Origin of the sequence: Kitasatospora sp. NPDC059973 (genome assembly GCF_042737525.1) — a bacterium.
In the GTDB taxonomy this organism is placed as follows: Bacteria; Actinomycetota; Actinomycetes; order Streptomycetales; family Streptomycetaceae; genus Kitasatospora.
In genome coordinates, this window is sequence record NZ_JBHWUI010000011.1 from 1 (window position 1) to 24,720 (window position 24,720).

General features: G+C 74.2%; 22 protein-coding genes and 1 pseudogene. 19 read left to right on the top strand and 4 right to left on the bottom strand.

All coding sequences use genetic code 11. The features are described 5' to 3' along the window. Positions 1–1,252 (bottom strand): annotated as a pseudogene (locus ACFWA9_RS05055) (hypothetical protein); the annotation flags it as partial. 182 nt (positions 1,253–1,434) lie between these two features. After that, positions 1,435–1,851: a hypothetical protein gene (locus tag ACFWA9_RS05060; protein WP_329488330.1), complete on the bottom strand. Its 417-nt coding sequence runs from the start codon at positions 1,849–1,851 to the stop codon at positions 1,435–1,437. Between the two features lie 257 nt (positions 1,852–2,108). Here ACFWA9_RS05060 and ACFWA9_RS05065 point away from each other — a divergent pair, with 257 nt between their 5' ends. After that, positions 2,109–2,945 carry a hypothetical protein gene (locus ACFWA9_RS05065; protein WP_352286384.1) on the top strand — a complete coding sequence of 279 codons (837 nt, stop codon included), beginning with the start codon at positions 2,109–2,111 and terminating at the stop codon, positions 2,943–2,945. Positions 2,946–3,008: 63 nt separating this feature from the next. Here the strand turns inward: ACFWA9_RS05065 and ACFWA9_RS05070 are convergent, their stop codons facing one another. Together ACFWA9_RS05070 and ACFWA9_RS05075 are read right to left on the bottom strand one after the other, a co-directional pair. Next, complete coding sequence (locus tag ACFWA9_RS05070; protein WP_352286158.1) at positions 3,009–4,178, bottom strand: NADH-quinone oxidoreductase subunit D; 1,170 nt, start codon at positions 4,176–4,178, stop codon at positions 3,009–3,011. Further along, entirely contained in the window at positions 4,175–5,194 is a 1,020-nt protein-coding gene (locus ACFWA9_RS05075; RefSeq protein ID WP_380383232.1) for an SAM-dependent methyltransferase, read from the bottom strand. The genes ACFWA9_RS05070 and ACFWA9_RS05075 overlap by 4 nt, the downstream gene beginning before the upstream one ends. Before the next feature lie 164 nt (positions 5,195–5,358). Between ACFWA9_RS05075 and ACFWA9_RS05080 the strand changes: the two genes are divergently transcribed. The 18 genes from ACFWA9_RS05080 to ACFWA9_RS05165 all read left to right on the top strand — a co-directional run bounded on the left by ACFWA9_RS05080 (position 5,359) and on the right by ACFWA9_RS05165 (position 24,588). Next, positions 5,359–6,549 (top strand): sensor histidine kinase, encoded by a 1,191-nt coding sequence (locus tag ACFWA9_RS05080; RefSeq protein WP_380383322.1) that lies wholly within the window; start codon positions 5,359–5,361, stop codon positions 6,547–6,549. 31 nt (positions 6,550–6,580) lie between these two features. Next, positions 6,581–7,270 carry a response regulator transcription factor gene (locus ACFWA9_RS05085; protein ID WP_329488334.1) on the top strand — a complete coding sequence of 230 codons (690 nt, stop codon included), beginning with the start codon at positions 6,581–6,583 and terminating at the stop codon, positions 7,268–7,270. A 193-nt stretch (positions 7,271–7,463) separates the two neighbouring features. Further along, positions 7,464–8,408 carry a Rossmann-like and DUF2520 domain-containing protein gene (locus ACFWA9_RS05090; RefSeq protein ID WP_380383234.1) on the top strand — a complete coding sequence of 315 codons (945 nt, stop codon included), beginning with the start codon at positions 7,464–7,466 and terminating at the stop codon, positions 8,406–8,408. Further along, positions 8,408–9,316 carry a pantoate--beta-alanine ligase gene (gene panC / locus ACFWA9_RS05095; RefSeq protein WP_380383236.1) on the top strand — a complete coding sequence of 303 codons (909 nt, stop codon included), beginning with the start codon at positions 8,408–8,410 and terminating at the stop codon, positions 9,314–9,316. The genes ACFWA9_RS05090 and panC overlap by 1 nt, the downstream gene beginning before the upstream one ends. 101 nt (positions 9,317–9,417) lie before the next feature. Next, positions 9,418–9,867 carry an aspartate 1-decarboxylase gene (gene panD, locus ACFWA9_RS05100; RefSeq protein WP_329488337.1) on the top strand — a complete coding sequence of 150 codons (450 nt, stop codon included), beginning with the start codon at positions 9,418–9,420 and terminating at the stop codon, positions 9,865–9,867. Positions 9,868–9,884: 17 nt separating this feature from the next. After that, entirely contained in the window at positions 9,885–11,558 is a 1,674-nt protein-coding gene (locus ACFWA9_RS05105; RefSeq protein WP_380383238.1) for an L-aspartate oxidase, read from the top strand. Positions 11,559–11,562: 4 nt separating this feature from the next. After that, complete coding sequence (gene nadC, locus ACFWA9_RS05110) at positions 11,563–12,525, top strand: carboxylating nicotinate-nucleotide diphosphorylase (protein WP_329488339.1); 963 nt, start codon at positions 11,563–11,565, stop codon at positions 12,523–12,525. A gap of 35 nt (positions 12,526–12,560) precedes the next feature. After that, positions 12,561–13,346, top strand: a complete 786-nt coding sequence (locus ACFWA9_RS05115; RefSeq protein WP_352286146.1) for a type III pantothenate kinase — start codon at positions 12,561–12,563, stop codon at positions 13,344–13,346. A 324-nt stretch (positions 13,347–13,670) separates the two neighbouring features. Beyond that, positions 13,671–15,251, top strand: coding sequence for a peptidoglycan-binding protein (locus tag ACFWA9_RS05120; protein ID WP_380383240.1), 1,581 nt, complete (start codon positions 13,671–13,673; stop codon positions 15,249–15,251). Beyond that, the gene (locus ACFWA9_RS05125) at positions 15,248–15,943 is read left to right on the top strand and encodes an ABC transporter ATP-binding protein (protein ID WP_352286142.1); all 696 of its coding nucleotides are present in this window, start codon (positions 15,248–15,250) and stop codon (positions 15,941–15,943) included. Before ACFWA9_RS05120 ends, ACFWA9_RS05125 begins: the two co-directional genes overlap by 4 nt. Continuing rightward, positions 15,940–17,175 carry an ABC transporter permease gene (locus ACFWA9_RS05130; RefSeq protein ID WP_380383242.1) on the top strand — a complete coding sequence of 412 codons (1,236 nt, stop codon included), beginning with the start codon at positions 15,940–15,942 and terminating at the stop codon, positions 17,173–17,175. The genes ACFWA9_RS05125 and ACFWA9_RS05130 overlap by 4 nt, the downstream gene beginning before the upstream one ends. Positions 17,176–17,274: 99 nt before the next feature. Beyond that, positions 17,275–18,003, top strand: a complete 729-nt coding sequence (locus ACFWA9_RS05135) for a hypothetical protein (RefSeq protein WP_352286138.1) — start codon at positions 17,275–17,277, stop codon at positions 18,001–18,003. Between the two features lie 123 nt (positions 18,004–18,126). Further along, positions 18,127–19,689, top strand: coding sequence for a bifunctional lysylphosphatidylglycerol synthetase/lysine--tRNA ligase LysX (gene lysX, locus ACFWA9_RS05140; protein ID WP_329488347.1), 1,563 nt, complete (start codon positions 18,127–18,129; stop codon positions 19,687–19,689). Between the two features lie 4 nt (positions 19,690–19,693). Further along, the gene (locus ACFWA9_RS05145) at positions 19,694–19,816 is read left to right on the top strand and encodes a hypothetical protein (RefSeq protein ID WP_380383245.1); all 123 of its coding nucleotides are present in this window, start codon (positions 19,694–19,696) and stop codon (positions 19,814–19,816) included. Between the two features lie 116 nt (positions 19,817–19,932). Next, on the top strand, positions 19,933–20,370 hold the full coding sequence (locus ACFWA9_RS05150) for a BlaI/MecI/CopY family transcriptional regulator (RefSeq protein ID WP_352286136.1): 438 nt from the start codon (positions 19,933–19,935) through the stop codon (positions 20,368–20,370). 9 nt (positions 20,371–20,379) lie between these two features. Further along, on the top strand, positions 20,380–20,916 hold the full coding sequence (locus ACFWA9_RS05155) for an amino-acid N-acetyltransferase (RefSeq protein WP_329488351.1): 537 nt from the start codon (positions 20,380–20,382) through the stop codon (positions 20,914–20,916). A gap of 92 nt (positions 20,917–21,008) precedes the next feature. Further along, a complete protein-coding gene (locus ACFWA9_RS05160) occupies positions 21,009–21,359 on the top strand; it encodes an Lsr2 family protein (protein ID WP_329488352.1) in 351 nt (116 codons plus the stop codon). A 709-nt stretch (positions 21,360–22,068) separates the two neighbouring features. Continuing rightward, positions 22,069–24,588 carry an ATP-dependent Clp protease ATP-binding subunit gene (locus ACFWA9_RS05165; RefSeq protein ID WP_329488353.1) on the top strand — a complete coding sequence of 840 codons (2,520 nt, stop codon included), beginning with the start codon at positions 22,069–22,071 and terminating at the stop codon, positions 24,586–24,588. Positions 24,589–24,720 lie beyond the last annotated feature (132 nt).

The window sequence follows — 24,720 nt, forward strand, 5'->3', positions numbered from 1 at the left end:
CGACCACGCCGTCCGGCCCGGCCCCGGGCGTGCCGGCCCCGGGGACGCCGGGCGCCCCGGGTGCGCCCGGCAGCACCGCGCCCGGCCCGTCGGCGAGCGGCCCGCCCGGTTTGCCGTCCAGTCCGTGGCCGTTCCCGCGGCCCGCCGCGGGGTCGGTCAGCGGTATGCCGCGGACCTCCTTGCCGTCCTTGTCGGTCAGCACCGGCAGGCCGTCCCTGCCCAGCACCGGCCGCCCCTGCTCGTCCACCTTCACGGCGAGGTCCTCGACCCCCACCACCGGCTTGCCGTCCGGGCCCTGGACGACGAGCAGCCCGCTCGGGTCCGTCACCGTCGTGCCGTCGGCCCGGACGATGACCGGGTCTCCGTGCTCGTCGAGCACCGGCCGGCCGGCCTCGTCGAGCTTGACCGCCAGCCCCGGCACCCCGACCACGGGCCGGCCGTCCTGACCGAGCACCACCGCCAGGCCCGCGCCGCCCGCGCCCAGCACGCCCGGCTCGCCGAGCACGGCGGGCAGCCCGGCGGCGACCGGGTCGAAGGCCCCGCCGGTGAACGACGCCGGACGCACCCCCGGGACGCCGCCCGGCGCGAGGCGCAGCAGCGCGACCACGGCGGGCTCCTTGAGCGTGCCGTCCAGCCCGTCCTTCATCGCCCGGCCGAGCTCGTCCAGCAGGCCGCCGATCTTCAGCCCGGCGGACTCGACGGCGGCCGCCGCCACCGCTTCGGCGACGTGTTCGGTGGCGGCGTCGCGCACCCCGGCCGCCACCGCGCCGAGGCCCTGCCGCAGCCCGCCGAAGACCCCGCCGGGCGCCGCTCCGTCGCCGCGGGCGGCGGTGGCGACCTCGGCCGCGGCCGCCTTGGCCCGGGCCGCCTGCTCCTCGGCCTTCTTCAGCTCGGCGGCCAGCTCGGTGAGGGTGGCGACGAGGTCGGCCTTGCAGCTGTCGACGGCCCGGGCGGCCTTGTCGAAGGCGCCGGCCACCAGGATCGTGGCGCTGTGCGCGTCGTCCAGGTGGCCGGTGCCGCGGCCGCTGAACGCCCGCCAGTACTCGCCGAAGGCGTCCACCGCGCGGCCGGAGTTCTCCCCGGTGACGCGCTTGGCGGAGTCCCCGCCGCGCTTGCCGAGGCGCTCGGCCTCGACGCCGAAGTCGCGCCAGAGGCCGGCCGCCCTGCGCAGCCCGTCCTCGTCGGCCTGCGGCCACTGGTGGCCGGTCCTGGCCAGCAGCGGTGCCAGCTCCTCGGGCAGCTTGCGGGACATGCGCTTCCCCCTTCGACGTACGGACTTCGACGTACGGACCGCGGCGTGCGGACTTCGGTGTGGCGGGCCACGACGTGCGGGCCACGGCGTGGCGGAGCACGGCGGCGACGGAACACGGGGTGCCGACCGCCGCGCACGGACCGCGTCACCCGCGGTCCGCGTCCGGCGGACGGCCCCGGCCGTCAGGCCGACCTGTCCTTGGGGACGGTCGTACGGGCCCCCGGGGTTGCCGCAGGCGTCACCGGCCCGCCCTGCCCCGCCGCGCCGCCGAAGCCGGCGGCCGCCGCGGTCTCCGCGTCGACGGTCCGCTCGGCCATGGTGTGCAGCCCCGAGCCGACCTGCCCCAGCTGCCCGGCCAGCCCGCGCAGACCGCCGAGCAGACCGCCGCGCGCGTCCTTGTAGGCGGCGGCGAATCCGCTGCCCGGCCGGTCCTGCCCCCACGGGCTGCCGAGCGCCGCGAGCGACTGCTCCAAGGTGCTGGCGGCCTTCCCGAAGTCCTCCGAGATCTTTTCGAACTCGCGCCCCTCACCGTGCAGTTCCCACGGTTTGAGGGCGAAGGTGCCGCCTCCGGCATCGCCGTTGCCACTGCCGCTCGCCATCCCCGTACCTCCCCGTAGCGGACCGGCCGCCATCCTAGAGGGGCGGCCGCGCCGGGCCGCAGCGCGCCGGAGACCTCTTCACCCCGCCTTCACCTCGCCCGACGGCGGCTCCGACCGCCGCCGCTGGGCGAAACCACCGCAAATCCCCCGCCCGCAGGCGGTTCGCACCGCCGTGAAGGCTCTACCCTTGCCGGGTGGCAGCAGCAGAGACCTCCAAGAAGAAGACCAAGGCCGGCGCGACCCCGGTCGACCTCGCGATGCCGACCCTGCGCGTTGAGGTCCCGCTCGACGCCCCGCGCCCCGAGGTCCCGCTCGACTTCCCCCGGGCCTGGGTCGAGTTCGCCGACCCGGCCGACGAGGAGCAGGTCTTCCGCTGCGACCTCACCTGGCTGACCTCCCGCTGGACGTGCATCTTCGGCCGGGGCTGCCAGGGCATCCGCGAGGGCCGCGGCGAGTCGGACGGCTGCTGCACGCTCGGCGCGCACTACTCGGACGAGGACGACGAGCGGCGCGTGGCCGGCCACGCGGCCCGGCTGACGCCCGAGATCTGGGAGAACCACCCGCACGGCACCGACGCCAAGGGCCGGATCCGGCTCGACGGCGGCATCACCATGTTCGACGAGGACGGCGACCGGCAGACCCGCCGGGTCAACGGCGCCTGCCTCTTCCTCAACAGCCCCGGCTTCGCCGGCGGCGCCGGCTGCGCGCTGCACACCCTCGCCCTCCAGGAGGGCAAGGAGCCGCTGGAGACCAAGCCGGACGTCTGCTGGCAGCTCCCGGTGCGGCGCACCTACGACTGGATCGACCGCCCGGACGACACCCGCTACCTCCAGGTCACCATCGGCGAGTACGACCGCCGGGGCTGGGGCCCGGGCGGCCACGACCTGCACTGGTGGTGCACCGGCAGCCCGGACGCGCACACCGGCCCGGACCCGGTGTACATCAGCTACCGCCCCGAGCTCACCGAGCTGATGGGCAAGGCCGGGTACGAGGTGCTGGCCGGCCTCTGCGAGCAGCGGATCGCCACCAAGGGCGACCGCAAGGTGGCGCCGCACCCGGCCGACCCGGGCCGGAAGCCGGGCCGCAAGAAGTAGCCCGCCGGTACGCCCTCGCCGCCGCCCGGCGCCCGGCGCCCCACCGCCACGTGTCGATGCCGCCTACTTGTCGATGTCGCCGACGACGAAGAACATCGAGCCCAGGATGGCCACCATGTCGGCGACCAGGGTGCCGGGCAGCAGTTCGGTGAGCGCCTGGATGTTGTTGAAGGACGCCGAGCGCAGCTTCAGCCGCCACGGCGTCTTGTCGCCGCGCGAGACCAGGTAGTAGCCGTTGACGCCGAGCGGGTTCTCCGTCCAGGCGTAGGTGCTGCCCTCAGGGGCCTTGAGCACCTTGGGCAGCCGCAGGTTGACCGGGCCGGGCGCCAGCGTGGCGAGCTTGTCCAGGCAGGCGTCCGCGAGGTCCAGCGCGTTGACGGTCTGCTCCAGCAGGCACTCGAACCGGGCCAGGCAGTCGCCCTCCTCACGGGTGACCACCGTCAGCACCGCGCGCAGCTCGTCCGAGCCGTACGCCAGGTAGGGCTCGTCGCGGCGCAGGTCGAAGTCGAGCCCGCTGGCGCGCGCGATCGGGCCGCTGACCCCGTACGCCTCGGCGTGCGCCCGGCTGAGCACGCCGACGCCGGCGGTGCGGGCCCGGAAGATCTCGTTGCCGAGGACGAGCTCCTCGAAGACCGGCAGCTGCGAGCGGACGGTGGCGATCGCCGCCCGGACCCGGCCGAGCCAGCCGGCCGGCAGGTCCTCCTTGAGGCCGCCGACCCGGTTGAACATGTAGTGCATCCGGCCGCCGGAGGCCTCCTCCAGCACGTGCTGGAGGTCCTCACGGCCGGTGAAGGCGTGGAAGATCGGGGTGATCCCGCCCAGCTCCAGCGGGTAGGAGCCGAGGAACATCAGGTGGTTGAGGACGCGGTTCAGCTCGGCGAGCAGGGTGCGGATCCAGACCGCGCGCTCGGGCACCTCCATGCCGAGCATCCGCTCGACGCCGAGCACCACGCCCAGCTCGTTGGCGAACGCGGAGAGCCAGTCGTGCCGGTTGGCCAGCATGATGATCTGCCGGTAGTCACGGGCCTCGAAGAGCTTCTCCGCGCCGCGGTGCATGTAGCCGATCACCGGCTCCGCGGTGACGATCCGCTCGCCGTCCAGCACCAGCTTCAGCCGCAGCACACCGTGGGTCGCCGGGTGCTGCGGGCCGATGTTGAGCACCATGTCGGTGCTGCCCGCCGCGCCGGTGAAGTTCTCGGCTCCCGCCCCGATGCCGACCGTGGTCTCCCTCATGACCCGAGAGTCTGCCATCCCCCGAGGCCGGCGAGGGTCTCCGGTACCGGCATGCGGACGGCCTGGGCGAGCCAGCCGAACGCGCCCAGGCCCGCCGGGTCGGTCAGCTCGGCGGCCTCCCCGGCGCCGCCGAGCGCCCGCAGGTAGGCCGCCGGGTCGGTGGACGCCAGCGCCAGCGGCGGTCGGGCACCGCTCACGCCGAGCGCCCGCAGCGCCTCGCGCTGCGTCGTCCACAGGCTGTGGACGGCGGGCGCGGCCACCGCGTCCAGCGCCACGTGCGCGGTGAGGTCGCAGGAGCCGTCCGGCACCGGGCGCACCTCCCGGCCCGCCCGGAACCCGGTCAGGGTGGGGAGGGGCGGGCGGCTCGCGGCGGTGTGCCCGTAGTCCGCCGCGACCGCGAGACCGCGCTCCAGCCCAGCGACGGCCGAGGCCCAGACGGCGTCGCGCGGGGCGCCGAACTCCACGACGTCACCCGGCTCGGGGGCCGGCCACCAGCGCACGGCCCAGGCGGCGTCGGCCGCGTCCGCCGCGGACCCGAGCCGCTCCTCGCCGGTCGCGGTGTCCACCTCGACGTAGCGCAGCACCCCGTCCTCGTCCACCTCGCCGAGGTCCAGCGGCACGTTGTCCAGCCACTCGTTGGCGAACAGCAGCCCGCTGACGCCGCGCGGCACCTCGTCCGTCCACAGGGCTGTGGACGGCAGTCCCGCCGGGCGGTCCGCCGCGATCTCCACCCCGTACGGCCGCAGCCGGGCCAGCACGCCGTCCGGCAGCTCGGCCAGCACACCGGTCAGCAGCTCGCCGCGGCCCGCCCCGACGTCCACGAAGGCCAGCTCCTCCGGACGGCCGAGGGCCGCGTCCACGTCCAGCAGCAGCCGGGCCACCGCGCGGGCGAACAGCGGGGAGGCGTGCACCGAGGTGCGGAAGTGCCCGGCCGGCCCCTCCGGCCTGCGGTAGAAGCCGCCGACGGGGGCGTAGAGGGCCTCTTCCATGGCGGGCCGCCACCGCATCCAAGTCATGCGGCGGGACGCTACCGGCGCCGGGGTTCCCCTCCCAACCGGAGTCCGGGCTTCTCCGACCTAGGGAGTAGGACGGATCGCCCTCCCGGCGGACCTGACCACGCTCCGCGACTGCCTACGCTTGAGACGTGCAACGACTCAACGCCTGGCTCCGCCGTCACCCCATGGTGGTCGACTCCGCCTGGGCGGCGATCGTGCTGTTCCTGGGGCTCCTGCCGGACGGCGGCGACAACAGCGCCTGGCGGGCCCCCGCCCAGTTCGTCATCGCCCTGCTCATCCCGCTGCTGATGGTCTTCCGGCGCCGCTACCCCGACGCCACCGTGGCCGCCGCCACCGCGCTGGGGATCGGTCAGATCACGCTGGGCATCCTGCCCGCCGGGTCCAGCATCGGGTACCTGGTCTTCGCCTACACCGGCGCCGCCTTCGGCTCCGCCTGGATCTCCCGGCTGGCCCTGGCCGCCGGGCTGGCGGCCGGACCGCTGACGTACTGGCAGCTCCACCTCAGCAAGACCGTGATCGACCCGAACGGCGACGCCCAGCAGCGCTCGTACAGCCTGGGCGAGTTCCTGCTGCTCACCGCGGCGATGAGCAGCCCGTTCATCCTCTGCTGGGCCTGGGGCCGGCTCACCCGGGTGCGCCGCGCCTACCTGGTCGAGCTGGAGGACCGCGCCGCCCGGCTGGAGCGCGAGCGCGACGCCCAGGCCAAGGTGGCGGTCGCCGCCGAGCGCGCCCGGATCGCCCGCGAACTGCACGACGTGGTCGCGCACAACGTCTCCGTCATGATCGTCCAGGCCGACGGCGCCGCCTACGTGCTGGACAACTCGCCCCAGCAGGCCAAGGAGGCGCTGGGCACGATCGCCTCCACCGGGCGACAGGCGCTCGTCGAGATGCGCCGGCTGCTGGGCGTGCTGCGCACCGCGGACACCGCCGAGGAGTACGTGCCGCAGCCCGGCGTCGAGGAGCTGCCCGAGCTGCTGGACCAGGTCCGCACGGCCGGCCTCCAGGTGGACTTCGCCACCTCCGGCGACCCGCGCGAACTGCCGCGCGGCGTCGAGCTGACCGTCTACCGGATCGTCCAGGAAGCACTGACCAACGTCCGCAAGCACGGCGGCCCCGATGTGCACGCCCGGGTCGCGGTCGACTTCGGCGAGCGCGAGCTGGCCGTCCTGATCGAGGACGACGGCCGCGGCTCGACCGACGAGCAGCTCGCCGCCGGCGGGACGGACGGCCAGGGGCACGGCCTGATCGGCATGCGCGAGCGGGTCGGCATGGTCAGTGGCAGCCTCGATGTCGGGCCGCGCCCCGGCGGCGGCTTCCGGATCCGCGCCGTCCTGCCCCTCAAGGCAGCACACTGACCCCGTTGCCGCCCACGAACTAGGAGCCACCTTGACCATCCGCGTGATGCTCGTCGACGACCAGGAGCTGCTGCGCACCGGCTTCCGGATGATCCTGCAGTCCCAGGGCGACATCGAGATCGTCGCCGAGGCCGGCGACGGCGCGCAGGCCCTGGAGCGGCTGCGGCACACGCAGGTGGACGTGATCCTGATGGACGTCCGGATGCCCCGCCTGGACGGGGTGCAGACGACCCGCCGGATCTGCCTCGCCGAGGACGGCAGCCCGCTGCCGAACGCGCCGCACGTGCTCATCCTCACCACCTTCGACCTGGACGAGTACGCCTTCGCCGCGCTCAAGGCCGGGGCCAGCGGGTTCCTGCTCAAGGACGTGCCGCCGACCGAGCTGGTGGCCGCGATCCGGGCGGTGCACGGCGGCGACGCGGTGGTCGCGCCGACCACCACCCGCCGCATGATCGACCGCTTCGCCGAGGTGCTGCCCACCGCGGCGAGCACGCCGGGACCGGACACCCTGGGCCCGCTCACCGAGCGCGAGCGCGAGGTGTTCCTGCTGGTCGCCCAGGGCCTCTCGAACGGTGAGATCGCCGCCCGGCTGGTCCTGTCCGAGGCCACCGTGAAGACCCACGTCGGCCGGATCCTGGCCAAGCTCGGCCTGCGCGACCGGGTCCAGGCCGTCGTCCTCGCCTACGAGGCGGGCCTGATCCGGGCCGGCGCCGCGGATTAATCCGCCGTCCGCCCCGGCCGTAGAATGGGCCGGTGCGTCCGGTACCCGCAGAGGACCGGAACGGTAAGAGTGAGGACCAGGGCCGAGCTGTGAGCGAGCGAACCGGGCTCACCGTCGAGAGGTGCGCCATGGCGATTGCCCCCGCCGAGCGCCGGGGTGCCCCCCGGCCCGGGAACGACCCGGAGGTGGCCGCGTGAGCGCCTCCGACAGCGTCGGCCCCGGCCCGCTCGACGACGGTTTCGGCGACCCGGCCGCCCCCGGCAACCGGCCGGCCCGGCTCGCCGTCGGGGTGGTCGGCACCGGCCGGGTCGGCCCCGCGCTGGGCGCCGCCCTGCAGCTCGCCGGGCACCGGGTGGTCGCCGCCTCCGGGGTGTCCGCCGCCTCCCGCCGCCGCGCCGAACAGCTGCTGCCGGGCGTGCGGATCGTCACCCCGCCGCAGGTGCTCGCCGCCGCCGACCTGGTGCTGCTCACCGTCCCCGACGACGCGCTGGCCGACCTGGTGGCCGGCCTCGTCGCGACCGGCTCGGTCCGCCCCGGCCAGTTGGTGGTGCACACCTCGGGCGCGCACGGCGTCGCCGTCCTGGAGCCCGCCACCCGGGCCGGGGCGCTGCCGCTGGCACTGCACCCCGCGATGACCTTCACCGGCACCACGGTCGACCTCGCCCGGCTGGCCGGCTGCCCGTTCGGGGTGACCGCCCCCGAGGAGCTGCGCCCGGTGGCCGAGGCCCTGGTGGTCGAGATGGGCGGTGAGCCCGAATGGGTGCCGGAGGGCGTCCGCCCGCTCTACCACACGGCCCTCGCGCACGGCGCGAACCACCTGGTCACCCTGGTCTCCCAGGCGCTGGAGCTGCTGCGCACGGCCGGGGTCGCCGAGCCCGGCCGGCTGCTCGGCCCGCTGCTGGGCGCCGCCCTGGACAACAGCCTGCGCTCCGGCGACGCGGCCCTCACCGGCCCGGTCGCGCGGGGCGACGCGGGCACCGTTCGGCGCCACCTGGCGCAGCTCAGTACGGTGTCCCCGGACATCCCGGCCGCCTACCGGGCGATGGCCCGCGCCACCGCCCAGCGGGCGCTCGCCCACGGGACGATCGACGAAGCGTCGGCGGCGGCGCTGCTGGACGTACTGAACGAGGAGAACTGATGGCAGCACGCGGCAAGCAGGCCGGCAAGGCCCAGCGGGCACCCAAGGTCCACCGGGCCGTCGTCACCCGGAGCGTCACCGACTTCGAGGCGGCCTTCTGGCCGGACGAGCAGCCGGTGGACAACGCGGTCGTGATGACGATGGGCGCGCTGCACGAGGGCCACGGCGCGCTGATCCGGGCCGCCCGCAAGCAGGTCGGCCGGGACGGCCGGGTCGCCGTGACCGTCTTCGTCAACCCGCTGCAGTTCGGCGCCGGCGAGGACCTCGAACGCTACCCGCGCGACCTGGAGGCGGACGTCCGGCTGGCCGAGGAGAACGGCGCCGACGTCGTCTTCGCGCCGTCCGTCGAGGAGGTCTACCCGAACGGCGAGCCGCAGGTGCGCCTGGCGGCCGGCCCGATGGGCGAGCGCTTCGAGGGCACCACCCGGCCCGGGCACTTCGACGGGGTGCTGACCGTGGTGGCCAAGCTGCTGCACATCACCGACCCGGACTTCGCCTTCTTCGGCGAGAAGGACGCCCAGCAGCTGGCGCTCGTCCAGCGGATGGTCGCCGACCTGGACTTCGACGTCGAGATCGTCGGCGTGCCGACCGTCCGCGAGGAGGACGGGCTGGCGCTCTCCTCCCGCAACCGCTTCCTCTCCGCCGAGGACCGCGAGCACGCGCTCGTGCTGTCCCGGGCCCTGTTCGCCGGCCGCGACGTGGCCGCGCAGGGTCCGCAGGCCGTGCGCGAGGCCGCCGCGGCCGCCCTCGACGCCGCCGAAGGTGTCACCCTGGACTACCTCGCCCTGATCGACCCGCACGCCTTCACCGAAGCGGCGGACGACTTCCGGGGCGAGGCGGTGCTGGCCGTCGCCGCGAAGGTGGGCTCCACCCGCCTGATCGACAACGTCCGCATCATCTGCCGCTGACGCGGCGACGCACCACCCGCGGGCTCCCCGCAGTCGCACCACCCGCAGGACCGTCCGGCAGCACATTCCCTCAGGCATGCACTCACTGGAGGCGTGACCCCATGCTCCGCACCATGCTCAAGTCCAAGATCCACCGGGCCACCGTGACCCAGGCCGACCTGCACTACGTCGGCTCCGTCACGGTGGACGAGGACCTGCTCGACGCCGCCGACCTGCTCCCCGGCGAGCTGGTCCACATCGTCGACATCAACAACGGCGCCCGGCTGGAGACCTACACCATCGCCGGCCCGCGCGGCTCCGGCGTGATCGGCATCAACGGCGCCGCCGCCCGCCTGGTCCACCCCGGCGACCTCGTCATACTCATCGCCTACGGGCAGATGGACACCGCCGAGGCCAAGGGCTACCTGCCGAAGGTGGTCTTCGTGGACGCCGACAACCGGATCACCGGCATGGGCGGCGACCCCGCCGAGGCCGGGGAGGGCACCGGGCTGCTCCGCGGCGACGCGGCGTACCGTGACGGCAACGGCGCGGCCCCGACCGCCGCGCGCTGAAGGAGCCACTGAACGCCATGCCCGTCACGCACCGCCTCACCGCCCCCGCCCCCGGCTGGACGGCCACCACCGACATCGTCGTGGTCGGCTCCGGCGTGGCCGGACTCACCGTCGCCCTCAACGTCCGCAAGGCCGGCCTGCGGGCCATGGTGGTCACCAAGGCGATGCTCGACGACGGGTCGACCCGCTGGGCCCAGGGCGGCATCGCCGCCGCCCTGGGCGAGGGCGACACCCCCGAGCAGCACCTGGCCGACACCCTGGTGGCCGGTGTCGGGCTCTGCGACGAGGAGGCCGTCCGCACCCTCGTCACCGAGGGCCCGGAGGCCGTCCGCCACCTGATCGCCACCGGCGCCGCCTTCGACCGAGGCGACGACGGCGAGATCCAGCTCACCCGCGAGGGCGGGCACCACCGCCGCCGGATCGCGCACGCCGGCGGGGACGCCACCGGCGCCGAGATATCGCGCGCCCTGGTCACCGCCGTCCGGTCCGACCCGGGCCTGGAGCTGATCGAGCACGCCCTCGTCCTCGACCTGCTCACCGACGCCGACGGCCACGCCGCCGGCCTCACCCTGCACGTGATGGGCGAGGGCCAGCGCGACGGCGTCGGCGCCATCCGGGCCCGCGCGGTGGTCCTCGCCACCGGCGGCATGGGCCAGGTCTACTCCGCCACCACCAACCCCGCGGTCTCCACCGGCGACGGCGTGGCGCTCGCGCTGCGGGCCGGCGCCGAGGTCACCGACCTGGAGTTCGTGCAGTTCCACCCGACCGTGCTCTGGCTCGGCCCGGACGCCGAGGGCCAGCAGCCGCTGGTCTCCGAGGCGGTCCGCGGCGAGGGCGCGCACCTGGTCGACGGGGACGGCACCCGCTTCATGCTCGGGCAGCACGAGCTGGCCGAACTGGCCCCGCGCGACATCGTCGCCAAGGCCATCACCCAGCGGATGCAGCTCCTGGGCACCGACCACATGTACCTGGACGGGCGGCACTTCGGCGCCGGGATGTGGGAGGAGCGGTTCCCGACCATCCTCGCCACCTGCCGCGCGCACGGCATCGACCCGGTCACCGAGCCGATCCCGATCGCCCCGGCCGCGCACTACGCCTCCGGCGGCGTCCGCACCGACCCGACCGGCCGCACCACCGTCCCCGGGCTGTACGCCTGCGGCGAGGTGGCCTGCACCGGGGTGCACGGCGCCAACCGGCTGGCCTCCAACTCCCTGCTGGAGGGCCTGGTCTTCGCCGAGCGGATCGCCGCCGACCTGACCGCCCGGCACCGCGCGGACGAACTGCCCGAGCGCTCGGTGGACGTCGCCGCCGCGCGGGCCGCCCGCCCGGTGCCGCTGCCCGCCCCCGAGGCGCGGGCCGAGATCCAGCGGCTGATGTCGCGCGGCACGGGCGTCCTGCGCTCGGCCTCGTCGATGGCCGGCACGGCCGCCGGACTCGCCCTGATCGCCGAGCAGGCCCTGGCGCACGTCGCCGAGGAGAAGCCGGCCGACCCCCGGGTGGAGACCTGGGAGGCCGCCAACCTGCTGCTGGTCGGCACCGCCCTGGTGACGGCCGCCGCCCGGCGCGCCGAGACCCGCGGCTGCCACTGGCGCGAGGACTTCCCCGAGCGGGACGACGCCCACTGGCAGCGCCACCTGATCACCACCCTCACCGCCTCCGGCGACCTTGTCAGCACCCCTGAGGAGCAGTAGAACCATGACCCACTCCCACGAGGAACTCCCGATGGCCGGCGGTTGCGGCGACGGCTGCGCGTGCGGGGACGGCGAGGGCTACGAGACCGGCCTGGACCCGCGGCTCGCCGAGCTGCTGGAGGAGGCCGGCCTCGACCCGATCGAGGTCGAGGACATCGCCACCCTGGCGCTGGCCGAGGACCTGGCCGGCGGCGAGGACGTCACCTCGGTCGCCACGGTGCCCGCCGACGCCGTCGCCACCGCCGACTTCACCGCCCGCGAGGCCGGCGTGGTCGCGGGCCTGCGGATCGCCGAGGCGGTCGTCTCGCTGGTCTGCGAGGAGGAGTTCGAGGTCGAGCGGCACGTCGAGGACGGCGACCGCGTCGAGGCCGGCCAGGTGCTGCTCTCCGTCCGCAGCCGCACCCGCGACCTGCTGACCGCCGAGCGCAGCGCGCTCAACCTGCTCTGCCACCTCTCCGGCATCGCCACCGCGACCCGCGCCTGGGCGGACGCCCTGGAGGGCACCGGCGCGGTGGTCCGCGACACCCGCAAGACCACCCCGGGCCTGCGGGCGCTGCAGAAGTACGCGGTCCGCTGCGGCGGCGGCGCCAACCACCGGATGGCGCTCTCCGACGCGGCCCTGGTCAAGGACAACCACGTGGTCGCGGCCGGCGGCGTCGCCGAGGCGTTCCGGGCCGTCCGGGCCGCCTACCCCGACCTGGCGGTCGAGGTCGAGGTGGACACCCTGGAGCAGATCCCGCCGGTGCTGGAGGCCGGGGCCGACCTCGTCCTGCTGGACAACTTCACCGTGCCGCAGCTGAAGGAGGCCGTCGAGCTGGTGGCCGGGCGCGCCCGGCTGGAGGCGTCCGGCGGACTGACCCTGGCCAGCGCGCGCGAGGTCGCCCAGACTGGGGTCGACTACCTGGCCGTGGGCGCGCTCACGCACTCCTCGCCGATCCTGGACATCGGCCTGGACCTGCGCGCCTGATCACCTCTGATCACCCCTCACGCAGAAGGCACCCCATGCTGCTCACCATCGACGTCGGCAACACCCAGACCACGCTCGGCCTGTTCGACGGCGAGGACGTGGTCGAGCACTGGCGGATCTCCACCGATCCGCGCCGCACGGCCGACGAGCTGGCGGTGCTCCTGCAGGGCCTGATGGGCTCGCACACCGCGGTCAACGAGGCCGCGGTGGAGGGCCTGGCGATCTGCTCGTCCGTCCCCTCCGTGCTCCACGAGTTCCGCGAGGTGACCCGCCGTTACTACGGCGACGTCCCCGCGGTGATCGTGGAGCCGGGGGTGAAGACGGGCGTGCACGTCCTGATGGACCACCCCAAGGAGGTCGGCGCCGACCGGATCGTCAACGCGCTGGCCGCCAACCACCTGTACGGGGGCCCGTGCATCGTGGTCGACTTCGGTACCGCCACCACCTTCGACGCGATCAACGCCCGCGGCGACTACGTGGGCGGCGCGATCGCCCCCGGCATCGAGATCTCGGTCGAGGCGCTCGGCGCGCGCGGCGCCCAGCTGCGCAAGATCGAGCTGGCCCGCCCGCGCAACGTGATCGGCAAGAACACCGTCGAGGGCATGCAGTCCGGCATCCTCTACGGCTTCGCCGGCCAGGTCGACGGCCTGGTCGACCGGATGGCCAAGGAGCTCGCCAAGGACCCGGACGACGTCCAGGTCATCGCCACCGGCGGACTGGCCCCGCTGGTGCTCGGCGAGGCCGGCACCATCGACGTCCACGAGCCCTGGCTGACGCTGATCGGCCTGCGCCTGGTGTACGAGCGCAACCGGCCCAGCTGAGCCGGGAGTTCGCCGCACCCGCCCGGCGCCGCACGGCCCGAACGGGACATTCCCCCGCAGTTCCCCGCAGCCGCCCCGCCGTTGCGGGCGAACCCGGCCGGCGGGCCCCCGCGCTGTGTTAGTTTCACGCCCCGGGACGGGGCAGCACGCCCGTCCCGCGGCCGGGGGGACCGGCGGGCACCGGGGGGGTGCGGGCGCGCTTCCGGCCCGCCCGACGAGCCCGCCCGCCCAGGCCGAGGCACTGCCGCCCCGTCACGTACGGGGCGGGCGAACCGTACGGGGCCACTCGGTCGGGCGGCCCGGAAGCCGGATCGAGGGTGGGGCGTGTCGATCGTCGAAGGGTCCGGGGCCGCTCAGGACGACGGCCCGGCCACCGGCCCCGGGGCGCCGCCGCCGGGCCCCGGCGGGTCGGTACTGCGCCGCCGCGGGCGGCTGCTGCTGGCCGTCACGCTGGTCGCCGCGGCCGTCTCGGGGGCCGGGCTGGCCGCCTCACTGGTGATCAGGTCGCCCGCGCAGGCCGCCGCCGAGAGCGAGCCCCCGCCGCCCGACGTCCTGACGGCCGCCGTGGAGCAGCGCGTGCTGACCGACTCGGTGGTGCTCCGCGGCCAGGTCGGCGCCGGCCAGACGGTCGAGGTGGCCCCGGCCGGGAGCGGCGGTCCGGCCGGCGCCAAGCCGGTGGTCACCAAGCTCCCGGTGCGGACCGGCGACCAGGTCGCGGCCGGGCAGTCGGTGCTGGAGGTCTCGGGGCGGCCGGTGTTCGCCCTCCGCGGCGGCCTCCCGGTGTACCGGGACCTCCGGCCGGGCGCCACCGGGCAGGACGTCGAGCAGCTCCAACAGGCCCTGAAGGAGCTCGGGTTCGGCTCAGACGGCGACCCCGCGGGGCGCTACGGCGCGGCCACCGGGGCGGCGGTGACGGCCTTCTACGCCGCCCGCGGCTACGACCCGCGGCCGGCCTCGCCGGACGGCGACGCCCAGGTGTCGGCCGCCCAGGCCGCGGTGACGGGCGGCGAGCGGGCCCTGGCGGACGGCAGGGACGCGCTGAAGGCCGCGCAGAAGCGGCTCGACGACGCGCTGGCCGCCGAGCGGGCCCGGTCCGCCGCGCCGACGCCCGGCGCCCCGGCCGGCGAACCGGCCGGCGCCCCGGTCGGCGAGAGCCCGGTGGACGCGGCCCGCACCGCCGTCGAGACGGCCCGCAAACAGGTGACCCGGGCCGGCGAGGACCTCACCGGGCTCCGGAAGAAGGCCGCCGACGTCCGGGCCACCGTCGGCCCGATGGTCCCCGCCGCCGAACTGCTCTTCCTCACCGGCTTCCCGGCCCGGGTGGACGGCGTCGCCGGCCGGGTCGGCGGCGAGGTCACCGGCACCGTGCTGACCGTCTCGGCCGGGGCGCTGGTCGTGAAGGGCAGCCTGACCGCCCCCGACAAGGGCCAGGTCCGCCCGGGCCAGCAGGTGGAGATCCTCTCCGAGGTGACCGGCACCACCGCGACCGCGACGGTGACCGCGGTGGCCGACACCCCCGGCGAGGGACCCCCGTCCGGCAGCGGCAGCGGCACCGGCACCGCGCCCGGCGGCGGCGCCCGGCAGCCCGGCACGGACCGGACCGGCTACCCGCTGGTGGTCGAACCGGACGCTCCGCTCGACCCGAGACTGGCCGGCCAGGACGTCCGCCTCACCGTCCGGGCCGCCTCCTCGGCCGGCCCGGTGCTGGTCGTCCCGCTCTCCGCCGTCTCCGCGACGGCGGACGGCCGGACGGTGGTGACGGTGTACGAGGGCGGAGGGCGCCGACGGGTCGAGGTGACCCCGGGCATGGTCGGCGGCGGCAGCACCGAGGTCCGCCCGCTGGCCGGGGGCGCGCTCGGGCCCGGCGACCAGGTGATCGTCGGGGTCCGGGCGGGCACCCGGTGAGCGCCCCGCTGGTCGAGTTCCGCCGGGTCGGCCTGACCTACCCCGGACCGCCGCCGGTCACCGCCCTGGCCCCCTGCGACCTGGCCGTCGACCCGGGCGACTACGTCACGGTGACCGGCCCGTCCGGCTCCGGCAAGTCCACCTTCCTCAACATCGCCGGCCTGCTGGACGCCCCCACCACCGGCCGGTACCTGCTGGACGGCGTCGACACCGGCCCGCTCGCCGACGGCGACCGCACCGCCCTGCGCGGGCGCCGGATCGGCTTCGTCTTCCAGTCCTTCCACCTGCTCCCGCACCGCAGCGCGGCGGAGAACGTCGCGCTCGCCCTGCTGTACACCGCCGCCCGGGGCCGCCGGGCGGCGGCCGAGCGGCGCGAGCGGGCCCGCGAGGCGCTGGTCCGGGTGGGCCTCGGCCACCGGGCGGACGCCCTGCCGTCCCGGCTCTCCGGCGGCGAGCGCCAGCGGGTCGCGATCGCCCGCGCGCTGGTCGGCCGGCCGGCGCTGCTGCTCTGCGACGAGCCGACCGGCAACCTGGACACCGCCACCGCCCGGTCCGTCCTGGCCCTGCTGGACGACCTGCACGCGCAGGGCCTGACCCTCCTGCTGATCACGCACGACCCGCAGGTGGCCGCCCGCGGCCGGCGGACGGTGGCGATCCGCGACGGGGTGCTGCGGGAGGTGGGCGCCGGATGAGGCGGCGCGGCCGCCCCCGCCCCGTCGAGCCCACCCGGCTGCTTTCGCGGGACCTGCTCGCCGAGGCCCTCGCGGGAGTGCTCCAGCGGCCCGCCCGCTCGGCGCTGACCGCGCTCGGCACCGTCCTCGGGGTCGGCGCCTTCGTCGCCGTGCTCGGGCTGACGGCCACCGCCTCGGCCCGGATCGACTCCCGTTTCAGCGTGCTCACCGCGACCGAGGTGAGCGTCGAGGACACCGGCGGCCCGCGACCGGACCTCACCCCGCTCTCCTTCCCCGCCGACGCCGACGCCCGGATCCAGCGGCTGAACGGGGTCGAGGCGGCCGGCGTCTACTGGCCGGTCCAGCTGCCCGCCGGGTCGGTCCGGGCCGCGCCGGTGGGCCGGCCCTCCGGCGGCGAGCAGGCGACCGTGGTCGCGGCCTCGGCCGGCCTCCTCACGGCGGCCGGGCCGCACCTGGCCCAGGGCCGGACCTTCGACGCCTGGCACGACACCACCGGGCGGCAGGTGGCGGTGCTCGGCTCCGCCCTGGCCGCCCGGCTCGGGATCGGCACGCTCGACACCCAGCCCGCGGTGTTCCTGGCCGGCCGGCCGTTCACCGTCATCGGCATCGTCGACGACGTCCGGCGCCGGCCCGAGCTGCTGCTCTCGGTGGTCGTGCCGCGCGGGGCCGCCGCCCGGCTCTGGGGCGGCCCCACCGGGGACCGCGCGAAGATGCTCGTCGCCACCAGGATCGGCGCCGCCCGGCAGATCGCCGACGAGGCCGCGCCGGCGCTGGACCCGGCCCACCCGGAGAACTTCGCCGTGACGCCGCCCCCGGACCCGCGCACCCTGCGCTCGGGCGTCACCTCCGACCTCGACCGGCTCTTCCTGCTGCTCGCCGGGATCTGCCTGGTGATCGGGGCCGTCGGGATCGCCAACACCACCCTGGTCGCGGTGCTGGAGCGGACCGGTGAGATCGGGCTGCGCCGCGCGCTGGGCGCCCGCGGCCGGCACATCACCGGCCAGTTCCTCTGCGAGTCCGGCTCGCTGGGGCTGCTGGGCGGCCTGGTCGGCAGCTCGCTGGGGGTGCTGACGGTGCTCGGCGTGGCGCTCGCCCGGGACTGGACCCCGGTGGTGTCCCCGGCGACGGTGGCCGCCGCCCCGGTCGCCGGGCTGGCCACCGGGCTGCTGGCCGGTGCCTACCCGGCCTGGCGCGCGGCCCGGATCCAGCCCGCCGAGGCCCTGCGGCGCTGAACGGGCGGTCGTTCGTCCACCGGACCTTCACCGGGCCAAACGTGGGGGATCGGCGCGACGTTACCGACAAATCGGATATTCCTCACGTAGGGTCAGCCCATGCCTACGCCACACGGATCGCGCGGCGGCATGGCCTTCAGCGCCGACGAAGTCCGCGTGCTGCGCCGCGCCCTCGCCCAAGCCCTGCACCCCGCCGTCCCCGTCCACTTCCAGGTCTCCGACCGGCTGCCGTTCGCCGGCGCGGGCGCCGAGCTGTGGGCGGAGGACGTCCAGGACGCCCTGCGCCTGACCGAGGCGATCGACGAAGCCGTCCAGGAGGGCGGCCGGCTGCGCGCCTTCCTGCTCGCCGACCTCGCCCGCTACCGGGCGGCGCTGCCCGGCAGCGCCGCCGGCTACCTGGAACGCCTGGAGGAGGCGGTGGCCGACGGCTACCTCCCCGCGCCCGAGGACCTCACGGCGCTGCGCGGGCTGACCCGTCAGCCGTGCGGCCAGACCGAGCGGACCCGCCGCTCGCGGCTGGCCGGGCGCTGCCACGCACTGGCCGAGGCGGCCGTCCGCGAGCGGCTCGCCCTCACCACCGGCCAGCGCCACCTCGTCGCCGTACCGAGCCCCGCCGCACCCCCGAGCAGTCTCCCCACCCCTGTTGGAGGACGGATCCCGATGAGCAGCACCGAGCCCGGCGCAGAGCAGCCCGACGCCCCCCAGCCCCGTCCGCACCGGATGCCGACCCCCGCCGAGCTCTTCGGCCGTCGCCCCCGGCCGCCGGCCCGGCCCGCCCCGCCCGCCACTCCCGACGAGGAGCTGGAGCTGGCCACCGGCACCGGCTGACCGCCCCGCCCCTGGAGGGGGAGACCGCACCGGCGGTCTCCCCCTCCGGCGTGCGGCCGACGCCGCGAGCGGCACGGCCAACCCGTGGCGGAGCGGCGGTCCGGGGCTGGCTACCCTGGGGGGGTGAGCGATCAGAGCCCCATCCCCGCGACCGACGACCTCCCCGAGCAGATGCGCGTCCGGCGCGAGAAGCTGGACCGGCTCCGGGCGGCCGGCGTCGACCCGTACCCGGTCGGCTTCCCCCGGACCAGCACCATCGCCGACCTCCGGGCCAAGCACCCGGACCTGGCGCCGGACACGGCGACCGGCGAGCGGGTCGGCATCACCGGCCGGGTGATCCTCTCCCGCACCGGCGGCAAGCTCTGCTTCGCCACCCTGCGCGACGGCAGCGGCGACCTCCAGGTGATGTTCTCCCTGGACAAGCTGGGCGAGGAGCGGCTGGCGGCCTGGAAGTCCGACATCGACCTCGGCGACCAGGTCGGCGTCGAGGGCGAGGTGATCACCTCCCGCCGCGGCGAGCTGTCGGTCATGGTGGACGCCTGGGCGCTCACCGCCAAGTGCCTGCGCCCGCTGCCGGACAAGCACAAGGGCCTGACCGACCCGGAGGCCCGGGTCCGCCAGCGGTACGTCGACCTGATCGTCAACCCCGAGGCCCGCGAGATCCTGCACCTGCGCAGCAAGGTGGTCCGCTCGATCCGCCGCACCTACGAGGAGCGCGGCTACATCGAGGTCGAGACCCCGATGCTGCAGCCGGTGCACGGCGGCGCCAACGCGCGTCCGTTCAAGACCCACATCAACGCGTACGACATCGACCTGTTCATGCGCATCGCCCCCGAGCTGTACCTCAAGCGGCTGGTGGTCGGCGGCGCGGAGAAGGTCTTCGAGATCAACCGCAACTTCCGCAACGAGGGCGCGGACTCCACCCACAACCCGGAGTTCACCTCGCTGGAGTCCTACGAGGCCTACGGCGACTACGACACCCAGGCCGAGCTGATCCGGGCGACGATCATCAACGCCGCCCGGGACGCGCTGGGCACCACGGTGATCCGCGGCCTCGACCCGCACGGCGTGGAGCACGAGATCGACCTGGCCGAGCCGTGGGCGGAGGTCAGCGTGTACCCCGGCATCTCGGCGCACCTGGGCACCGAGGTGACCCCGGAGACCGGCGTCGAGGAGCTGCGCGAGCTGGCGGCCGCGCACGGCATCCCGTTCGAGAAGGACTGGGGCCACGGCCAGATCGTGCTGGAGATGGTCGAGCGCCTGCTGGAGGAGAACGCCGTCGCGCCGACCTTCATCAAGGACTACCCGACCGAGGTCTCGCCGCTGACCCGCCAGCACCGCTCGGTCGCGGGCGTGGCCGAGAAGTGGGACCTGGTGATCTTCGGCACCGAGATCGGCACCGCCTACTCCGAGCTGGTCGACCCGGTCGAGCAGCGCGCCCGGCTGACCGCGCAGTCCCTGCTGGCCGCCGGCGGCGACGTCGAGGCGATGCAGGTCGACGAGGACTTCCTGCGGGCCCTGGAGTACGCGATGCCGCCCACCGGCGGCCTCGGCCTCGGGGTGGACCGCCTGATCATGCTGCTCACCGGCAAGAACATCCGGGAGACCGTGCTCTTCCCGCTCGTGAAGCCGGAGCCCAAGGCGTCCGCCGCCACCGCGGCGGCGGACAGGACCGAGGAGGAGTGACCTGATGGACTACGTCAGCGCGATCGTCCCGCCGCTGGTCATGGCGATCGGCTTCGGCTTCCTGGTGCGGGCCATCATCCGCAGCCAGGGCGGGACCCAGAAGGCCAAGGAGGACGCGGTCGACTGACCCCGTCCCCGCCCGCGAGCACCGGAGCGCCGCCATTCCCGATTCCGGGGTGGCGGCGCGCCGGTTTGCCGCACTTCACAAGATTTGCCCCATTCACTCCCTATCCTGGCCGCACTATGGTCCGGCAACTCGGCGAACTTGAGAACGCCATCATGACCCGGGTGTGGCGGTGGAACCGACCGGTCACGGTTCGCGAGGTTCTGCTGGATCTGCGGTCGGAACGGGAAATCGCGTACACCACCGTGATGACCGTCCTGGACAAGCTCCACAGAAAGGGCTGGCTGCGCCGGGACCGCGCCGGGCGGGCCTATCGATATGAACCGGTCTCGTCCCGCGAGGCGTACACGGCGGCTCTGATGAACGACGCCTGGGCCACCAGCGACAATCCCGCGGCCGCCCTGGTGCACTTCTTCGGCCTCATGTCGCCCGAGCAACGGGAGGCGCTGCGCGACGCGTTGCGGGTGGCCGCTCTGTTCCCGACCGATCCGGCCGGGCCGGATTCCGCGGAGTCCGGGGCGGATACCGGGGGGACCGGACCGGCGCCGGCACGATAACGTCCCGCCATGGAGGTCACCATCCGCCGGGCGCGGACCACGGACGTGCGGGCAGTGCGCGGGCTCATCGACGCCTACTCCCGTGACGGCATTCTGCTCGACAAGCCCACCGTCACCCTGTTCGAATCCGTGCAGGAGTTCTGGGTCGCCGAACGCGACGACACCGGGGCGGTCGTGGCCTGCGGCGCGCTGCACGTCATGTGGGAGGACCTCGCCGAGGTGCGCACCCTCGCGGTCGATCCGTCCTGCCGCGGCCACGGGGTCGGCCACCTGCTGCTGGAGAAGCTGCTGCAGACCGCGCGGTGGCTCGGCGTCCGTCGGATTTTCTGCTTGACGTTCGAGGTGCCCTTCTTCGCGAAACACGGTTTCGTCGAGATCGGCGAGGTCCAGGAAACCGATGATGGTACGACAGACCCGGCGGCGATCGCTACGGATGTCTATGAAGAACTTCTCCGCTCGTACGATGAAGGTGTCGCCGAGTTCCTCGACCTAGAGCGGGTGAAGCCCAACACACTGGGCAACTCGCGCATGCTGCTGCACCTGTGAGCGGCTCCCGACCCGGGCAGGGGTTTGTGTTTTCCGGAGAAAGGCGCTTTCCTTTCCTTAGGCAATGGGTCGTTTAGCGGAAAGGGAAGCCCGTGGCACAGAGGGTGCAGGTCATTCTTGAAGACGATCTCGACGGCGGTTCGGCGGACGAGACGGTGACGTTCGCGCTCGACGGCGTTGCCTACGAGATCGATCTGAAGAGCGCCAACGCGGACAAGCTGCGCGGTCTGCTGGCGCCGTACGTGGAGAAGGGCCGCAAGCAGAGCGGCCGGCTCGCCGGCGCCCGGCGCCCGGGCCGCGGCGCGGCTCCGCGCCCGTCCGGCAGCGCGCCGGACACCGCGAAGGTCCGCGCGTGGGCCAAGGAGCAGGGCCTGGAGGTCAACGACCGCGGCCGGGTGCCGAGCACCGTCCGCGAGGCCTACGACAAGGCCAACGCGGCCTGATCCCGGCAGCGCCGGACCGCCGGAGCGGATGCGGGGCCCCGGTGGTCGCCGGAGGCGCACCTGGCACATGCGCGGGGCGCGGAGGAACCTTCTCCGCGCCCTGCGGCGCGTGCCCGCCCGGCCCGCCCGGCCGCTGCGGGCCGTCCGCCCGGCTCCGCGGGCACGCCGGCGGACCGGGGCACGGGCGCCCCTTCGGGCACCCGCCCGGGCAGCACCGGATCGGGCGGCGGAACAATCACGAGCTGTGCAACGCTGTAGGGGCGAAGCGGTAACGCCGACACCACCGGGATGGCCTACCGACCCCGAGGGCCGGAGCTGACCCACCGTCACCGCCGGTCGACTTCTCGCCAGGCGAACACCGCCACCGCGGAAACTGCGCGAGAACCATCCCGATACCGGGTATGAATGCAGGTGGACGGCGCCCCGCGCACCGTCCGGGGCAGTACGTGCGACCCGCCGGAGACCCTCCGGATCCGCCGGGGCCGGTGTTGTTCGCCGATGGCGTAGCGGTATCTGGTGCATCCGGCCCACCTGTGGGAACACCGTCTCCCAGCATCAGGTTGGGATTGGTGTCGGCTGGTCGCGCAGCATCTCGCTCCCGTACCGGGGAGTGAATCCGTGGGCCGCGCCGCTGAGCGGGACTAGCATGCGGAAGGACAGGGCGGGGACCGACCCCGAACTGCCCGACCGCTCTGAGGAGCGATAAACGATGTTCGAGAGGTTCACCGACCGCGCGCGGCGGGTTGTCGTCCTGGCTCAGGAAGAAGCCCGGATGCTCAACCACAACTACATCGGCACCGAGCACATCCTCCTGGGTCTGATCCACGAGGGTGAGGGTGTCGCCGCTAAGGCCCTGGAGAGCCTCGGGATTTCTCTTGAGGCCGTTCGCCAGCAGGTCGAGGAGATCATCGGCCAGGGCCAGCAGGCCCCGTCCGGTCACATTCCCTTCACCCCCCGGGCGAAGAAGGTCCTGGAGCTGTCGCTCCGGGAGGCCCTGCAGCTCGGCCACAACTACATCGGCACCGAGCACATCCTGCTCGGCCTGATCCGCGAGGGCGAGGGCGTCGCCGCCCAGGTCCTGGTGAAGCTCGGCGCCGACCTCAACCGGGTGCGCCAGCAGGTCATCCAGCTGCTCTCCGGGTACCAGACCGGCGGCGGCAAGGAGTCGGCCACGGCCGGCGGGCCCGCCGAGGGCACCCCGTCGACCTCGCTGGTCCTCGACCAGTTCGGCCGCAACCTGACCCAGGCCGCCCGCGAGGCCAAGCTCGACCCGGTGATCGGGCGCGAGAAGGAGATCGAGCGGGTCATGCAGGTGCTGTCCCGCCGCACCAAGAACAACCCCGTGCTGATCGGTGAGCCCGGCGTCGGCAAGACGGCCGTGGTCGAGGGCCTGGCCCAGGCGATCGTCAAGGGCGAGGTCCCGGAGACGCTCAAGGACAAGCAGCTCTACACGCTGGACCTGGGCGCCCTGGTGGCCGGCTCGCGCTACCGCGGTGACTTCGAGGAGCGCCTGAAGAAGGTCCTCAAGGAGATCCGCACCCGCGGCGACATCATCCTGTTCATCGACGAGCTGCACACCCTGGTCGGCGCGGGCGCCGCCGAGGGCGCCATCGACGCCGCCAGCATCCTCAAGCCGATGCTGGCCCGTGGCGAGCTGCAGACCATCGGTGCCACCACGCTCGACGAGTACCGCAAGCACCTGGAGAAGGACGCCGCGCTGGAGCGCCGCTTCCAGCCGATCCAGGTCGCCGAGCCGTCGCTGCCGCACACCATCGAGATCCTCAAGGGCCTGCGCGACCGCTACGAGGCCCACCACCGGGTCTCCATCACGGACGCCGCCTTGGTCGCCGCCGCCACCCTGGCCGACCGCTACATCTCGGACCGCTTCCTGCCGGACAAGGCGATCGACCTGATCGACGAGGCCGGCTCCCGGATGCGCATCCGCCGGATGACCGCGCCGCCGGACCTGCGCGAGTTCGACGAGAAGATCGCCGACGTGCGCCGCGAGAAGGAGAGCGCGATCGACGCGCAGGACTTCGAGAAGGCCGCGTCCCTGCGCGACGACGAGAAGCAGCTCCTGCAGGCCAAGGCCAAGCGCGAGAAGGAGTGGAAGGCCGGCGACATGGACGTCGTCGCCGAGGTGGACGAGGAGCTCATCGCCGAGGTCCTGGCCACCGCCACCGGCATCCCGGTCTTCAAGCTGACCGAGGAGGAGTCCTCCCGGCTGCTGCGCATGGAGGACGAGCTGCACAAGCGCGTCATCGGCCAGAAGGACGCCATCAAGGCGCTCTCCCAGGCCATCCGGCGCACCCGTGCGGGCCTCAAGGACCCGAAGCGCCCCGGCGGCTCGTTCATCTTCGCCGGCCCGTCCGGTGTCGGTAAGACCGAGCTGTCCAAGACGCTCGCCGAGTTCCTCTTCGGCGACGAGGACGCGCTGATCTCGCTCGACATGTCCGAGTTCTCGGAGAAGCACACCGTCTCCCGGCTCTTCGGTTCGCCCCCCGGCTACGTGGGCTACGAGGAGGGCGGCCAGCTGACCGAGAAGGTCCGCCGCAAGCCGTTCTCCGTCGTCCTCTTCGACGAGGTCGAGAAGGCCCACCCGGACATCTTCAACTCGCTGCTGCAGATCCTGGAGGACGGTCGCCTGACCGACTCCCAGGGCCGCGTGGTCGACTTCAAGAACACCGTCATCATCATGACGACCAACCTCGGCACCCGGGACATCTCCAAGGGGTTCAACCTGGGCTTCGCGGCCACGGGCGACTCCACCACCGGGTACGAGCGGATGAAGGCGAAGGTCGGGGAGGAGCTCAAGCAGCACTTCCGCCCCGAGTTCCTGAACCGCGTCGACGACATCGTGGTCTTCCACCAGCTGTCCGAGGAAGACATCATCCAGATCGTCGACCTGATGATCGACAAGGTGGACGGCCGGCTGCGGGACCGCGACATGGGCCTGGAGCTCAGCATCGAGGCCAAGAAGCTGCTCGCCAAGCGCGGCTACGACCCGCTGCTCGGTGCCCGTCCGCTGCGCCGCACCATCCAGCGCGAGATCGAGGACCACCTCTCCGAGAAGATCCTCTTCGGCGAGCTGCGAGCCGGTCACATCGTGGTCGTCGGTGTCGAGGGCGAGGGCAAGGAAGCGAAGTTCACCTTCCGCGGCGAGGAGAAGTCCGCGGTCGCGGACACTCCGGCGGCCGTTGCCTCGTCCGGTCCGGACCTGACGAAGTAGTAACAGTTAACAGATAACAGCACACCGTCTGAGCCCCCGGCGTTCGCGCCGGGGGCTCAGTCCGTTTACGTGCCGTTACGAAAACTGTGATCCACCCCACGGGCTCGCAGGTGGGAGGCCTGGTCGGGCGGC

What these genes read in the sequence shown, in the direction of transcription:
- ACFWA9_RS05065 (WP_352286384.1), top strand. Translation starts at nt 2,109, where the DNA reads ATGCCGACCCTGCGCGTTGAGGTCCCGCTCGACGCCCCGCGCCCCGAG.
- ACFWA9_RS05130 (WP_380383242.1), top strand. Translation starts at nt 15,940, where the DNA reads ATGAGGCGGCGCGGCCGCCCCCGCCCCGTCGAGCCCACCCGGCTGCTT.
- ACFWA9_RS05150 (WP_352286136.1), top strand. Translation starts at nt 19,933, where the DNA reads ATGGTCCGGCAACTCGGCGAACTTGAGAACGCCATCATGACCCGGGTG.
- ACFWA9_RS05135 (WP_352286138.1), top strand. Translation starts at nt 17,275, where the DNA reads ATGCCTACGCCACACGGATCGCGCGGCGGCATGGCCTTCAGCGCCGAC.
- ACFWA9_RS05070 (WP_352286158.1), bottom strand. Translation starts at nt 4,178, where the DNA reads ATGAGGGAGACCACGGTCGGCATCGGGGCGGGAGCCGAGAACTTCACC.
- nadC (WP_329488339.1), top strand. Translation starts at nt 11,563, where the DNA reads ATGACCCACTCCCACGAGGAACTCCCGATGGCCGGCGGTTGCGGCGAC.
- ACFWA9_RS05080 (WP_380383322.1), top strand. Translation starts at nt 5,359, where the DNA reads ATGGTGGTCGACTCCGCCTGGGCGGCGATCGTGCTGTTCCTGGGGCTC.
- ACFWA9_RS05145 (WP_380383245.1), top strand. Translation starts at nt 19,694, where the DNA reads ATGGACTACGTCAGCGCGATCGTCCCGCCGCTGGTCATGGCGATCGGC.
- ACFWA9_RS05060 (WP_329488330.1), bottom strand. Translation starts at nt 1,851, where the DNA reads ATGGCGAGCGGCAGTGGCAACGGCGATGCCGGAGGCGGCACCTTCGCC.
- ACFWA9_RS05155 (WP_329488351.1), top strand. Translation starts at nt 20,380, where the DNA reads ATGGAGGTCACCATCCGCCGGGCGCGGACCACGGACGTGCGGGCAGTG.
- ACFWA9_RS05075 (WP_380383232.1), bottom strand. Translation starts at nt 5,194, where the DNA reads ATGACTTGGATGCGGTGGCGGCCCGCCATGGAAGAGGCCCTCTACGCC.
- ACFWA9_RS05105 (WP_380383238.1), top strand. Translation starts at nt 9,885, where the DNA reads ATGCCCGTCACGCACCGCCTCACCGCCCCCGCCCCCGGCTGGACGGCC.
- ACFWA9_RS05165 (WP_329488353.1), top strand. Translation starts at nt 22,069, where the DNA reads ATGTTCGAGAGGTTCACCGACCGCGCGCGGCGGGTTGTCGTCCTGGCT.
- panD (WP_329488337.1), top strand. Translation starts at nt 9,418, where the DNA reads ATGCTCCGCACCATGCTCAAGTCCAAGATCCACCGGGCCACCGTGACC.
- panC (WP_380383236.1), top strand. Translation starts at nt 8,408, where the DNA reads ATGGCAGCACGCGGCAAGCAGGCCGGCAAGGCCCAGCGGGCACCCAAG.
- ACFWA9_RS05115 (WP_352286146.1), top strand. Translation starts at nt 12,561, where the DNA reads ATGCTGCTCACCATCGACGTCGGCAACACCCAGACCACGCTCGGCCTG.